The 13,655-nt window shown below is 47.7% G+C and carries 13 protein-coding genes; 9 read left to right on the top strand and 4 right to left on the bottom strand.

All coding sequences use genetic code 11. The annotated features are described in order from the left end of the window. Nucleotides 1–195: 195 nt before the first annotated feature. From WFI24_RS03340 to WFI24_RS03325, 4 genes are all read right to left on the bottom strand, one after another. Entirely contained in the window at nt 196–474 is a 279-nt protein-coding gene (locus WFI24_RS03340; RefSeq protein WP_017687903.1) for a YxcD family protein, read from the bottom strand. A gap of 5 nt (nt 475–479) precedes the next feature. Then, nucleotides 480–983, bottom strand: a complete 504-nt coding sequence (locus WFI24_RS03335) for a hypothetical protein (protein WP_336758736.1) — start codon at nt 981–983, stop codon at nt 480–482. 98 nt (nt 984–1,081) lie between these two features. Next, nucleotides 1,082–1,648, bottom strand: a complete 567-nt coding sequence (locus tag WFI24_RS03330) for a PadR family transcriptional regulator (RefSeq protein ID WP_336758734.1) — start codon at nt 1,646–1,648, stop codon at nt 1,082–1,084. 172 nt (nt 1,649–1,820) lie between these two features. Further along, entirely contained in the window at nt 1,821–2,396 is a 576-nt protein-coding gene (locus tag WFI24_RS03325) for a beta-class carbonic anhydrase (RefSeq protein ID WP_336758732.1), read from the bottom strand. A gap of 225 nt (nt 2,397–2,621) precedes the next feature. Here WFI24_RS03325 and WFI24_RS03320 point away from each other — a divergent pair, with 225 nt between their 5' ends. The 9 genes from WFI24_RS03320 (at nt 2,622) to mutS (ending at nt 13,644) form a co-directional block, all read left to right on the top strand. Continuing rightward, nucleotides 2,622–4,136, top strand: a complete 1,515-nt coding sequence (locus WFI24_RS03320; RefSeq protein WP_336758731.1) for a carboxypeptidase M32 — start codon at nt 2,622–2,624, stop codon at nt 4,134–4,136. 159 nt (nt 4,137–4,295) lie between these two features. Next, a complete protein-coding gene (locus tag WFI24_RS03315) occupies nt 4,296–5,300 on the top strand; it encodes an ABC transporter substrate-binding protein (RefSeq protein WP_336758729.1) in 1,005 nt (334 codons plus the stop codon). 29 nt (nt 5,301–5,329) lie between these two features. Further along, nucleotides 5,330–6,124, top strand: coding sequence for an ABC transporter ATP-binding protein (locus tag WFI24_RS03310; RefSeq protein WP_336758727.1), 795 nt, complete (start codon nt 5,330–5,332; stop codon nt 6,122–6,124). A gap of 38 nt (nt 6,125–6,162) precedes the next feature. After that, complete coding sequence (locus WFI24_RS03305; RefSeq protein ID WP_145324112.1) at nt 6,163–6,954, top strand: ABC transporter permease; 792 nt, start codon at nt 6,163–6,165, stop codon at nt 6,952–6,954. A gap of 67 nt (nt 6,955–7,021) precedes the next feature. Then, nucleotides 7,022–7,171, top strand: a complete 150-nt coding sequence (locus WFI24_RS03300) for a hypothetical protein (RefSeq protein ID WP_336758726.1) — start codon at nt 7,022–7,024, stop codon at nt 7,169–7,171. A gap of 182 nt (nt 7,172–7,353) precedes the next feature. Further along, nucleotides 7,354–8,331 carry an aromatic acid exporter family protein gene (locus tag WFI24_RS03295; RefSeq protein ID WP_145322142.1) on the top strand — a complete coding sequence of 326 codons (978 nt, stop codon included), beginning with the start codon at nt 7,354–7,356 and terminating at the stop codon, nt 8,329–8,331. Between the two features lie 75 nt (nt 8,332–8,406). Continuing rightward, nucleotides 8,407–8,967: an outer spore coat protein CotE gene (locus WFI24_RS03290; RefSeq protein WP_062835006.1), complete on the top strand. Its 561-nt coding sequence runs from the start codon at nt 8,407–8,409 to the stop codon at nt 8,965–8,967. A gap of 201 nt (nt 8,968–9,168) precedes the next feature. Continuing rightward, the gene (locus tag WFI24_RS03285; protein ID WP_336758725.1) at nt 9,169–10,419 is read left to right on the top strand and encodes a putative amidoligase domain-containing protein; all 1,251 of its coding nucleotides are present in this window, start codon (nt 9,169–9,171) and stop codon (nt 10,417–10,419) included. A 423-nt stretch (nt 10,420–10,842) separates the two neighbouring features. After that, nucleotides 10,843–13,644 (top strand): DNA mismatch repair protein MutS, encoded by a 2,802-nt coding sequence (gene mutS, locus WFI24_RS03280; RefSeq protein WP_336758723.1) that lies wholly within the window; start codon nt 10,843–10,845, stop codon nt 13,642–13,644. The last annotated feature ends 11 nt before the right edge of the window (nt 13,645–13,655 follow it).

Genomic DNA, 13,655 nt, shown 5'->3' with positions numbered 1-13,655 from the left:
GATTCTCCTTGTGTGAATGGTTGTTGTGGTGACTTCATTCTACACGAATCCGGCCATGGGCCATTTTTTATTTATTTCCAGCGGGTGTCGCACTTCATATTACAATCTGTCCAAAGTAAAAAGACCGCCTTCCATCTCTGTCAGGCGACAGAGGGGAGGCGGTCTTTCGTATATCAGGCCAGTGAGTGACCTATCTTATTGATTAACGATCGCTGTGATCTCTTCATCCAGATCAAGTCGTACGTTCTCACGGTACGCCCGGATGTTGTATTCACTGTGCAGGTAGCGAAGAATCGCTTCAATCATGTTGGACTCCACCAGATATTGACTGCGTCCTTGGATCCAAACTTCAGCGGAATAACCTGTATCTTCTTCCCAACTCAGTTCTACGTTCACATCGGTTGGACGTACACCCTTACGTTCTGCCATATGAATACAGATTGCATTCACAATTTCATCCATGCTCAGAACCATAGAGATTAGTACCGTCCGTTTCTGTTACGGTCATCATCACGATCATTGCGACGGTCATAACGACCATCCGCTGCAGGTTTGCGACGATTGGAGATGGCTCTGAAGAGTGCCATAGCAAGCATAACAATTAACATAATTGCTGCAACGTTCACGAGCAATCCGAGGATGTTACCCAGAGCGCCCATGCCACCGAACAATCCGCCGAACATCATACCAGCAAGACCACCAAGCATCATGCCTTTCATGAATCCGCCGCCACCGCCGAAGAATCCACCACCACGAGTTGCAGCTGCACCAGTACCGGAGTTATTACCGGAATTGGATTGATTCACGTTACTGTTGGAATCGGATTTCTTAGGTGTATTGCTATAACTTTTCGTGCCGGATTTGAATCCGCCACCACGTCTTGCATCCGCAGAATCCGGATTCGTTACTCCCACTGTGGCGAACAATAATGTAAAGGCCATAAATACCATCATTAGATGTTTAACTCCAAATTTTTTCTTCATTGTAAAGATCGTAACCCCCCGATTAATTTGTTTGGATCGCCCAAAAATGGGCCTTACTCATGTAATACGGTCAATTTGCAGGAACGTTTCAAATTTTATTAAGTTTCTGAAACGCTTGGACTTGGGTCTTGAATTGCACCTTGGCCATCAAGCAATTGGGTAACCCAGTGACACCATTCCAGGCCTGTTTGTGCGTTCATTAACCCTTTTTGTACTAGGATGTAGCTTCCAAAATCTCGGTTACCTACACGAAGGTTATCCTGAGGTATACGCGACTTCAGATCCTCGAAATAACGTATGCGTTCCATAAACCAGCTTTTACGCTCGTTAAGAATGCGTCTCATGCTTCCGTCTTCCGCAATGCCAACACACAAGATACGCAAATTAAACTCATCGCGTGTAACCGGTGCGGTAACAGGAGTAATCATCCATTCCAAGAGCTTTTCAATGCCTTTTTCCGTGACTGCGTACATTTTCTTGTCCGGTTTGTCAGACTGTTGTACCCAGCGGGAGGCCAATAACTCATCGTTTTCCATCTTGGACAGGAGTGGGTAGATCTGGCTGTGTTTGGCCTGCCAATGCGGCTGAATCTTCAGCATCAGATCATAGCCCGAGGACTCCTCGCGGGTAAGTAGCCCGAGCAATCCGTAGGAAAGTATGTTCATGCACATGTCTCCTTAATATTAGGGCTGGGTCAGAGAAAATAAACAAATTTGCTTTCTTTGACCGCTTTCATAAAAGTGTACACTGAAACTGTATGGTTTGACAACCTGACAGAACAACTGCCTTAATTTAGACAAAAAAAGTGCGAACCATAAGGTCCGCACTCCAAACCATTTAGAGAGATGCCTGTTGTCCATACCCCTCAGCGACAAGATCAAGCTCCCCTGTGGCAGAGTCGATAACCATGCCGTGGACGGGTACATTGGGAGGAAGTAAAGGATGCTTCTTGATCACTTCCGCAGTATGTTTTACCCCTTCTTCGACGCTGTCAAACCCGCGCAACCACTTTTGCAAACGGATGCCAGAGTTCTCCAGGGTTGTCATAACTTCTTCTGATACGCCACGCTCAACCATATGTCCAATCATTGTCTCTGCGTGAAGGGAAGCCATACCACATTCTGTATGCCCCACAACCAGGACTTCATCTGCACCCAGTTCATAGATGGCGACAAGCACACTACGCATTACACTGCCGAAAGGCTGAGAGATAATCGCGCCTGCGTTTTTGATGATTTTCACATCACCGTTCTTCAGATTCATGGCCTTGGGCAGCAGTTCCACCAGACGTGTATCCATACAAGTAATGATAACCATCTTTTTGGTTGGAAACTTGCCAGCCGTATACTTTTCGTATTCTTTGGTCTCGACAAATGATTTGTTGTAAGCCAAAATCTCTTGAATGTTGTTCATGTCTATTGCCTCCTGTTATCCAATACGACGAGCACGGCCACTTGCATTCGATGCAGCTTGTCCTACGCGCCTTTGCTTTTTTGGTATATCACCGTCAGCAGACGGCATTACTCAACCTTTGTAGTAGAATAATGCAATTTGCCTCTGTTAAAAGTTGATTATACTCAATGGGAAAAGTATCATCAATAGGTGTATAAACTTTTTTTGAAGAGGTGGACGTTAACAATGGATAAACAAACACAGGAACATTTGGATTCCTTCCGTAATTTGGCTCGTAAAATTAAGAGTTATCATGAAGCCATTGGTTTGCTTCACTGGGATTTGCGCACAGGTGCGCCGAAAAAAGGCGTTCCGACTCGTTCGGAGACGCTAGGTATGTTGTCCACCGAAGCATTCAAATTGCAAACTTCGGCTGACATGAAGACCTGCCTGGATGCATTAACTGCTCCAGCGGTATTGGAACAACTCGAAGATATAGATCGTCGTCTGGTTGAAGATTGCAAGAAAGAATATGATCGCAGTCAGTCCGTACCACCGGAAAAAGTACAAGCCTATACCGTGCTCACAGCCAAGTCGGAAACGGCATGGGAAGATGCCAAACATAACAGTGATTTCGCAGGGTTCTCACCCTATCTGACAGATATCGTTAAGCTTAAACAGGAGTTTATTGATTATTGGGGTGTGAAGGATACTCGTTATGATACGCTGCTTGATATGTATGAGCCGGATCTGACGGTTGAGAAAGTGGATGCTGTTTTTGCCCGTCTCAAAGCACGTTTGGTACCTTTGCAAGAGAAAATTAATGCTTCGGACAACAAGCCCAATACAGAGTTTTTGAACCAGCTGTTTGACACCGAACAACAGGAAAAGTTCAGTCTGTTCATCCTGGAACAGATGGGTTATGACTTTGAAGCAGGACGTTTGGACGAGAGTGTTCATCCTTTTGCAACGGGCCTGAACCCGGGTGATGTGCGGATCACGACACACTATCTGCAGGATGATGTAGCAAGCGCAGTCTTCAGTTCACTGCATGAGGGCGGACATGCCCTGTATGAGCAAAATATTGATGAGAGTCTGGCGGGCACCCTTCTTGCCGAAGGGACTTCAATGGGTATTCATGAATCGCAATCTCGTCTATGGGAAAATATGATTGGTCGCAGCCTGCCATTCTGGACACGCTATTACAAGGATTTGCAACAGCATTTCCCGCAACTGAACGAGGTTGAACTGGAAGATTTCTATCGTGCAATCAACCGGGTGGAAAGCTCGCTGATTCGGATTGAAGCCGATGAACTGACTTATAACCTGCACATTATTATTCGCTATGAGATTGAGAAAATGCTGTTTAATGATGGCCTTGAAGTGAAGGATCTGCCAGAGACCTGGAATGCAAAATACAAGGAATACCTCGGTATTATGCCAACGAATGATGGAGAAGGCGTTCTTCAGGATGTTCACTGGTCCGGTGGTGACTTTGGTTACTTTGCTTCGTATTCTCTGGGTAACATGTATGCAGCTCAAATTCTACATACATTGCGCAAGGAAATGCCGGAGTTTGATAGCCATATTGCCGAAGGTAATCTGATTCCAATCAAAGAATGGCTTACAGACAAAATCTATCGCTATGGCAAAAGTCGCAAACCTTCCGAATTGATTGTTTCCGTAACGGGTGAAGAATTGAACCCCGATTATCTGGCAGATTATCTGGAAGCCAAATATGCCGAGATTTACAAGCTGTAATATCCAATAAATAGTATATTGAATAACATTTAGAAGAGCTGAAGAGTCGGGCATCATTGCCCGGCTCTTTTTTGTATTTAAGTTCTTAACCTTTTGTTTGGCAGCGGCATATCCATAATAGAGAGAAACTGCTGAAACCAGTGAAGGAGGGAAAAACACATGAAATACACGCCATGGTTTGTCCGGGGCATCGTTATTCTGCTGATTATCATTGTGGCGCTCACCAGCTGTAATAAGGAAGAGAATGAAGCCAAGATTACGATAGGCGAAGTGACTCGTTCGGTATTTTACGCACCGGAGTATGTGGCCGTGGCTCAAGGCTTTTTTGAGGAGCAGGGGCTTGAGGTGGACATTCAGACGACGGCTGGCGGAGACAAAACGATGGCGGCATTGCTCGCAGGTTCGGTGGACATTGCGCTGGTAGGGGCGGAGACGTCCATATACGTCTATCAGCAGGGAGCAGAAGATCCGGTCATTAACTTTGCCCAGCTCACCCAGACAGATGGTACTTTTCTGTTCGCTCGTAATCCGGAAGGCAGCTTTGATTGGGATCAACTGAATCAGAGTGTGTTCCTAGGACAGAGAAAGGGCGGAATGCCGCAAATGGCAGGGGAGTTCACGCTAAACAAACATGGTATTGATCCCCAAAGTGATCTGGAGCTGATTCAGAATGTGGACTTCGCCAACATTGCGTCTGCTTTCGCTTCAGGCACGGGAGATTTTGTACAGCTGTTTGAACCACAGGCCTCCATCTTTGAACAAGAAGGTCGGGGCAAGGTTGTAGCATCGTTTGGAGCAGAAGGTGGTCACCTGCCTTACACGGTCTTCATGACGAAACAGAGCTATATTAACGACAATAAGGATATCGTCCAGAAGTTTACGAATGGTCTGCATAAAGCGCAAGCATGGGTAGATTCTCATACGGCTGAAGAGATTGCGGAAGTCATTACTCCTTTTTTCAAAGACATTGATCCAGCCATTCTGGTCAGTAGTGTGAACCGTTATAAGGAACAGGGCACCTATGCAACGGACCCGATCATTGATGAGACAGAGTGGAACAATCTGCTTGATGTCATGAGTGCTGCCGGGGAGTTGAAACAACGCGTAGATTTGAATGCAATTGTGGATAATGCCTATGCGGAAGAAGCCACAACATCGAAGTAATGGGGTATTCAGGAAAGGAAGTGAGCAGAATGCCTGAATCCGAAAGTGTGATCCGACTGGAAGGAATATCTCAAGTCTACGTTAGTGAGCGGGAAGCTTCACTGGTTATAGAAGACTTGAGTCTGGAGATCCAAAAAGGGGAATTCGTCAGTCTGGTAGGACCGAGCGGATGCGGTAAAACGACGTTGTTGTCGATCATTGCCGGTCTGCTCACACCTACCCGAGGAGAGGTTAAGGTTAAAGGCAAGCTTGTTGGTGGCCCTTCATCGCAGATTGGTTACATGCTCCAGCAGGACTATCTGTTTCCATGGCGGACCATTCTGGATAATGCATTGATCGGACTTGAACTGACAGGCAGATTGGATGAACGGAGTCGTCAGCGTGTACGTGAACTTCTGGTAAGTATGGGTCTGGCAGGAACGGAAAATCAGTACCCTTCAGAGCTTTCAGGAGGCATGAGACAGCGAGTGGCGCTGGTGCGTACGCTGGCAACCGATCCGGGAATTCTATTGTTGGATGAACCATTTTCGGCGCTCGATTACCAAACCAAGCTGCAACTGGAGGATCTGGTTTCGGATACGTTAAAACAGTTTGGCAAAACCTCTGTACTCGTCACCCATGACTTGTCTGAAGCTATTGCGGTCAGTGACCGCGTCATTGTACTGGATCGCAATCCAGGGCGCATTCGTCGTGAATTTGTCATTCCCGATGGAATACGCAAATCTCAGCCGTTTCATGCCAGGGAGCAAGAAGGATTCAATGAGCTGTTTCAGGCGTTATGGAGTGAACTGGACCAGTCCGGGGGAGGTGAGAAAGACGCGTGAATCAAACGAATCCGAAGCAGGAAAAACGTGACGAATGGATGGGGCAGCTGCATCGGAATCACATTCAGCAGGTGGCCAGATGGCGACATCAAGTACTTGCTGTACAGTTATCCATGCTAGTATCTATGTTTTTGTTGTGGGAACTGGCAGGAAGACTTCGCTGGATTGATGTGCTGTTGTTCAGTTACCCAAGTAAAATTTTTGCTCAGATCGGCAAGGACATCGCCAGCGGCGAGTTATGGGCGCATGTTGCGGTAACCGTAGGGGAAACGGCAGTCGGTTTTTTGCTGGGAACACTCGTCGGAACCTTGCTTGCCGTTCTAATTTGGTGGTCTCCTTTTTTGTCCAAAGTGCTGGACCCCTATATGGTTGTGTTCAACAGTATGCCAAAGGTAGCACTCGGCCCAATCTTTATCGTGATGTTCGGCGCTGGTTTTACAGCCATTGTCATGACCACGTTGTCTATCACGGTCATTATCACGACACTGGTCGTGTATAACAGCTTCAACGAAGTGGATTCCAATTATATTAAAGTCATTCGTACGTTTGGTGGAGACCGTTCCGAGATATTTACGAAAGTAGTGTTGCCAGCTTCTTTTCCGGCGATTGTATCGACCTTGAAAGTCAACGTGGGCATGGCCTGGGTTGGTGTGATCGTGGGTGAGTTTCTGGTCGCCAAACAGGGGCTCGGTTATCTGATTATCTACGGATTCCAGGTGTTTAACTTCACATTGGTATTATCGAGTCTGTTAATTATCGCTGCAGTTGCCACAGCTATGTATCAACTGGTTGTGTATGCAGAACGCAAATTGCTGGCTGGGCGCAGATGATTTTATCGTGTTTAGCTGATACTATTTTCGTTTATGATATGTATACAATTTCACAAGGGGTGTCACATTGCCCGATACCGTAAAATCAAGTACCATATTTAGTATGAATATTCCGCGCAGATCCGGAATGAATGCGATGATTGGAGAAGAGGGACTTGAGGTTCTGTCGCAACGATTTAACTTGCCAGCGTCCCTCATTCGGGGCGTGTTGCTGTGACCGGCATGCATGCGCATGTCGGTTGATGTCGTCTAGTTTACAGTTGGTTGAGTCATACTAGTCATGATGGTTCGTATCCGAAGATCTCGTGAGAGATCAGACGATCGGACAAGTAGTCCATATGAATGAGGCGATGAGCTGGCTAAGAACTTTTTTGCAGCTTAGAGGAGATGGAATGTTAAATGGGTTTTAGGGTAATTAAAACCGCAATCGCCGCATTAATGGCCGTATTGATTGCGGACTGGTGCCGCTTGCCGGGACCAACATCAGCGGGATTGCTTGCCATTCTTGGCGTGGATGTAACGAGAAAAAGAAGTATCCGCACCATATCAGCGAGATTCTTCGCTTCAGTAGTCGGACTTTTATTTGCAAGTGTACTCTTTCACTTTTTAGGCTTCCATTACTGGGTGCTGGCCGTATACATATTGATCGCATTTCCGGTGATTGTCCGGGTAGGCTTCAAGGAGGGCATTGTGACAGGTTCGGTCGTGGTGTTTCGGGTGTTTGGCGGCGGGGAGATGGACATTCATGTCATTCTCGTGCAAATTGCTTTGCTGCTGATTGGCCTTGGTTCGGCAATGGCGGTTAACTTGGCCTATATGCCGGCAGCAGATCCACAGATGCTGCGCATTCGCAAACGAATCGATGAACTTTTCTCGAAGATCTTCAAGGAATTCGCGGCGACGCTGCGTAATCCTAATGAAGCGTGGGCGGGGAGAGAACTGATTGAAGCAGATAAAGCGATTTTGGGCGGCATCGAAGCAGCCAAGCGTTCTTTGGAGAATCAGGTAATTCATCCGAATGAGGAATGGAGTGTCTACTTCTATATGCGCAAAACGCAATTGGACTCCATCCAGCACATGATGCATTTGGTGTCCCAAATATATGAGAAAATGCCCCATGCGGAAATGGTATCGGAGTTATTCGATCAGCTTAGTCAGGATGTACTTACTGAATCCTACACCGGACGAACTGAAAAACTTCTTGCAGATGTGCAAGAAGAATTCAAACGTATGGAGCTGCCGGATACAAGGGAAGAATTCGAGATTCGTTCTGCAATTCTCCAGCTGTGCCGTGAACTCGCGCTGTATCTGAAAGTCGCGAAGAAGGACAAAGCGCCATCCCCAATCTCGGACCGGTCCCAATCTACAAACGAATAATAGAAAATAGTTGTCACCCTAGACGAATGCCCTGCATACACTTGTAGTGAATGATTGTATGGAGGAGGTTTAAAGATGTCATTGAGTCATAAACATCAATGTAGAGAGATTATCACGAAGGCGATCTGCGGCAAAGGTCGTAAGTTCTCTACCGTAACACATACCGTGACTCCGCCAAATGGTCCGACAAGTATTTTGGGGGCTTGGATTATCAACCACCAATATGAAGCCGTATCAGCGGGTGACGGAATTGAAGTTATTGGTACTTACGATATCAACATTTGGTATTCTTATGACAAGAATTCGCAGACGGATGTAGCCAAAGAAACGGTGTCGTATGTAGAACATGTGCCTTTGTCCTATCTGGACCCGAAACACCGGACTTCCACAGTAGAGGTATCTGCGGATGCAACGCAGGAACCTAGCTGTGTGGAAGCCACAGTATCAGCAGGTGGAAGCAGTGTAATTATCCGGGTAGAACGGGAATTCGCTGTGGAACTCGTTGCCGAGACTAAAGTTTGTGTGAAGGTCTGCACAGATGGTTGCGGTGATTACGAAGACAAGGACTATGACTTTGGCAGTGGCGATGGAGATTATGACGATCTCGATCCCGATCTGCTCGACGATGAGCTGTGAGTTTGACGCCTGTATTTGATAACCTAAGGTATCATATGCGCCAGAAGGCGCGGTGAAGAGGGCGTAAGCCCTCTTTCTTCTTAATTAGTGAAAAATGGGTGGTAATGAGCCTCGCAAAGTGCCTGGAATACCTTTCACGAGAAGGCTCCGCATTGCGGGGTTATTTTTATTTTAGTTGCGTGAACCGGGAGGAGGGACGTAATGAATGTGATGGAACAAGCGGAGGAAGCGTTACGCCGGTATGAAAATATGACCTCAGATGAACGTACAGGACGGTTGAAACAGGCAGGCATTGAAGTATTGTCACTGCGGGATCGTCGTAAGCGTGAACCAGGTTTGCGTGTACGCTATGATGTGGAGATAAGCTGTCTGCAAGCGATCCGGATCAAACGCAAAGATACTAGCGGCATGGGAGGGACGCAAGAAAGTTTGTTAGAGCGTGAGGCGAGTTCAACCTTATTCAAGCGAGTTGAACGTCTGGCGATCAAAACGCTGTATACGTTAGGGCTGGATCATGGGGCTGTTCGAATGGAATCTTCCGGGAACGGTGGGTGTGCAGTGATTTCGATCGATCCGTGTCCATGGAAAGGTGTGACCAACCTTGCTGCTACCTTCAGAGAAAGCTGGAGGCAGCAGCAGGGGCTTCTGGATGAGGAGCGGAGTCACAGACCCACGCCGATACTCGGGATGGACCCGGAGTTTCTTCTTGTACAGATGCCAGAATCCAAAATCGTACCCGCCTCCAGATTTCTGGAACGCACAGGAATTGCAGGTTGTGATTCGGTGACGGTTGGTGGGCGGCGCATATATCCGGTTGCCGAATTGCGGCCCGCACCCAGCTCTGAGCCGCGTGAGCTACTGGCTCATCTAATGAGGGCATTCGCAGCGGCTTCCCGCAGCATCAGTGATCACTCGCTTATCTGGCAGGCAGGGGGGATGCCACAGCGGGGGTTACCTCTTGGTGGTCATATTCATTTTAGCGGGGTGAATCTTACCGGGGAACTACTCCGCGCACTGGACAATTATCTGGCATTGCCACTGGCATTTCTTCAGGACCCGCGTGGATCGGGGAGACGGCCCCGTTATGGAGCGCTTGGTGACTTTCGCCTGAAATCCTATGGTGGTTTTGAGTATCGTACATTACCCAGCTTTCTTGTCTCGCCCCTTGTTGCGAAAGGCGTAGTGGCCTTGGCAGGTCTGATCGCGAGCGGGTATACTCAATTACGGCAGCGTCCGTTGGAGAAAGCTGAGGTACACACCGCTTTTTATGAAGGAAAGCGCGAAGTGATCCAGGAACACATCCCAACTCTGGTAGATGATCTGAAGAGGTTGGATGGGTATGCACGATATGAACGGTATGCATCCCCGTTAATCCTTCAATTAAAACTGGGGAGAACCTGGGATGAGAGCCGGGATATTCGCAAACTCTGGAATATTCGGGCAGGTTCATGAAGAGCGGACGTTTTTTTGATATAATAAGAAACAAGTCTGTTTAAGTGCGTGTTCAAAAAGAACGGTTTTCAGTACCGAGAAGATGGGATGAAGCTAGAAATGGAGTAGCGGAGCGTAGGAAAACTCCGTGAGCAACTACATTGTTTCCGAAGGAAACAACCTTCGTAAGCACCCGCTTATTTCGGCTGAATGCCATATTCAACGCTGATGATGCCACTAGGCATCCTTCGTAATCAAAAGCGGACTTTTTGAACAACCTTTATAAGTAATAGCTACGGAAGATATGGAGCAGCAACCTGTGAAGGAAGTGGCGTATAGCCAACACATAAGGCGGAGGCGCAAATACAGTGCCTGACCGTCTTATTGTCCTTCCAGGGAGCGTTTCTTCCTGACATCATAGGAACGGGATGGAGGATATTCATCATGGCTCAGTATACGCCAATGATTCAACAATATTTGCAAGTGAAGGCCGAAGCGCAGGACGCTTTTTTATTTTTTAGATTGGGTGACTTCTATGAAATGTTCTTCGAGGATGCGATTAATGCTGCCCGTGAACTTGAGATCACGCTGACCGCACGTAATGGTGGAGCGGATGACAAAATTCCAATGTGCGGTGTACCTTATCATTCGGCTGACAATTACATACAGCGTCTGATTGAAAAAGGATATAAAGTTGCGATTTGCGAACAGATGGAAGATGCAAGTGTTACCAAAGGCATGGTACGACGTGAAATTGTACGTGTGGTCACACCCGGAACGGTGATGGAAGGCAAGACCCTGGGGGACAAGTCCAACAACTACATGGTTTGCCTGACAGGTAATCAGAATACGCTAGCGTTGGCAGCTTGTGATCTGTCCACAGGTGAGTTGTATGTGACATCGGTACCGTATTCCAAGGAATGGCTCAAGGATGAGATCGGCATCTATGAACCATCGGAGCTGGTTGGGGATGCAGCACTGCTTGAAACGGTAGAAGCTGAGGCATCACCAATCGGTCGCCCAGTGGTCTACACATCATGGACAAAGAACAAGGAAGATCTGGTCCGTCAGCAGTTTGGCGAGGCCGTGTGGGCCAGATTGGAGCCTGAACGTCAAGCGTGTATTGCACGACTTTTCTCCTATCTGAGTGAGACACAGAAACGTTCTCTGGGGCAATTAACACAGATCTCAACCTATGAGCCGGATCATTATATGATTCTGGACCCGTTTACCCGCCGGAACCTGGAATTGGTGGAAACCGTGCGTGAACGCTCCAAAAAAGGTTCATTACTCTGGTTGCTTGATCGGACGGAGACGTCCATGGGTGCGAGAATGTTACGTCGTTGGGTCGATAAGCCATTATTGCAAAAAGGGAAGATCAATGAACGTCTTGAAGCGGTAGATACACTGTACAACCAGTTTATATTGCGTGAGGACCTGCGCGCAGAACTCAAAGATATCTATGATCTGGAGCGCTTGGTAGGCCGGATTGCTTTTGGTAATGCCAATGGTCGAGATCTGAATGCGCTCAAATCATCGCTGGAGAAAATTCCGGGGCTACGCCAGCATTGCGCAGGGTCATCCTCTGCAACACTGCAGCATATTGCGGAAACGATGGATGATTGCAATGATCTGCGTGAAGCGATCGGGCTAGCCATTGTGGACGAGCCGCCGGTATCGGTAAGGGACGGAGGTCTTATTCGTGAAGGATACCATGAACGTCTGGATGAATTGCGTGAGGCTTCGGTCAACGGTAAACAGTGGATTGCGGAGCTGGAAGCACGGGAGCGTGAGGCGACAGGCATTCGATCACTGAAGATTGGATATAACAAAGTGTTTGGTTACTATATCGAGATCACCAAGTCCAATCTGTCCGCGTTGCCAGAGGGACGTTATGAACGTAAACAGACGCTTGCCAATGCAGAACGATACATTACGCCGGAGTTGAAGGAAAAAGAGACGCTGATTCTCGAAGCTCAGGACAAAATGGTTGATATTGAGTATGGCCTGTTCGCAGAGCTGCGCGAGCGACTGAACAAAGAGATTGCAAGACTGCAGAAGCTGGCCGAACAGGTTGCAGAGATTGATGTATATCAATCTTTTGCTGTGATCAGTGCAGAACGCAATTTTGTACGACCTACGCTGACCGACGGTTATGACCTGGTTGTGGAAGAAGGACGCCATCCAGTCGTTGAGGCTGTCATGCGAGATGGTGCATTTATTGCCAATCACACCGCAATGACCAAGGAAGAGGCGCGTATTCTGCTGATTACCGGTCCGAATATGGCTGGTAAGAGTACGTATATGCGACAGGTCGCTTTAATCTCCATTTTGGCGCAAGTGGGTTGTTTTGTGCCTGCGGGCCAGGCGGAAGTGCCGATTATGGATCGTATTTTCACACGGATTGGTGCCGCGGATGATCTTATTGGCGGACAAAGCACATTCATGGTGGAGATGGCCGACATTCAGGTCATGACGGACAAAGCGACACCGCGCAGTCTGATCATTATTGATGAATTGGGACGTGGAACGTCAACCAGCGAAGGTATGGCGATTGCTCAATCTGTCATCGAATATGTACATGATATCATTGGCTGTAAGGCCCTTGTATCGACTCATTTCCATGAGCTTGCTCATCTGGAGGAGAGTCTGGACAAGTTGGCCAACTATTCGATGGCGGTGCAGGAGAGCGGTGACAAGGTTAATTTCCTGCGCAAATTGATTGCCGGAGCAGCCAGCAGCAGTTATGGTATTTATTGCGCGCGCCTTGCAGGTCTGCCTGATAGCATTATTGAGCGGGCGAATGGATTGTTGCATGGGTTTGAACATGCGGCTGCTCAAGTAGCGGTGGGCAGTGAATACATCGGTAGCGAGAAGCAGGAAGCAGGCCTGAATGTAAAAGCTGTAGAATTCCAGCACACGGATTCGGCGCCAATGATCCGGGAGCAGGATACTGCGGAAAGTGCAGATTACACATCTTCTATTGAAGATTCGGCCGGGAAGCCGCATGCCAAGAAACTGAACGGTAAGGTACAGTCCAGTTCGACCCATTCGGATGTGGTTCAACTGTCCATCTTTGGGGATGATGAGCCGAACGTGCCAACGAAACCGGATGTAGTTGCGGTGGATAAGCCAGCGCGAGAATTCATCCGTACGATGAAAGATATTGATGTCATGAATATGACGCCTCTTCAGGCGATGCAGATATTGAATGATCTCAAATTGAAGGCACAGCAATTATCCTGAGTATATGGGAG

This window comes from Paenibacillus sp. USHLN196 (genome assembly GCF_037144955.1).
GTDB classification, from domain to species: Bacteria; Bacillota; Bacilli; order Paenibacillales; family Paenibacillaceae; genus Paenibacillus; species Paenibacillus xylanexedens_C.
The sequence above is the reverse complement of the archived record's forward strand: the minus strand, read 5'-3'. Positions and strand labels throughout refer to the sequence as shown.